General features: G+C 59.0%; 1 protein-coding gene. It reads right to left on the reverse strand.

From position 1 onward, the window contains the following. Positions 1-422 (reverse strand): saccharopine dehydrogenase family protein (locus NE619_RS18065; RefSeq protein ID WP_256133870.1); only part of this gene is annotated, 422 nt, incomplete at both ends.

Raw genomic sequence — 422 nt, forward strand, 5'->3', positions numbered from 1 at the left:
CTGCGGTTGATGATGGCGTCCAGGATCAGAATGTCCTCCACCGTGTCCAGACGGTCGGTGGCGTATTTGGTCAGCACGTTGACGATCCCCGGGGCGCTTCCGGCTCCCACGATGCCCGTGATGCCGGCTTCGCGGAACTCTTCGTCCCGGCCCATCTGCTCCACGGCCCAGTGGAACAGGCCTCCGAAATCGGTATAGTTGGTTTTTGCTTCCAGACAGGCGTTCATGACGTCCATGTTGAACACGTGGGACGAACCGTTGATGACCACGTCGTAATCGGCCAGCGCTTCCGCCAGTGCCCCTGTGTCGGTGAGGTCGATGACTTTGGTTTCCACCTTCTCCGAACCCACCAGTTCCTTTCTCAGCCGCAGGGCTTCTTCGTTGATGTCGATCAGCAGGATTTTCTCCACGTCGCTGGTCTC

Source organism: Anaerovorax odorimutans, assembly GCF_024459955.1.
Classification (GTDB): domain Bacteria; phylum Bacillota; class Clostridia; order Peptostreptococcales; family Anaerovoracaceae; genus Hominibacterium; species Hominibacterium odorimutans_A.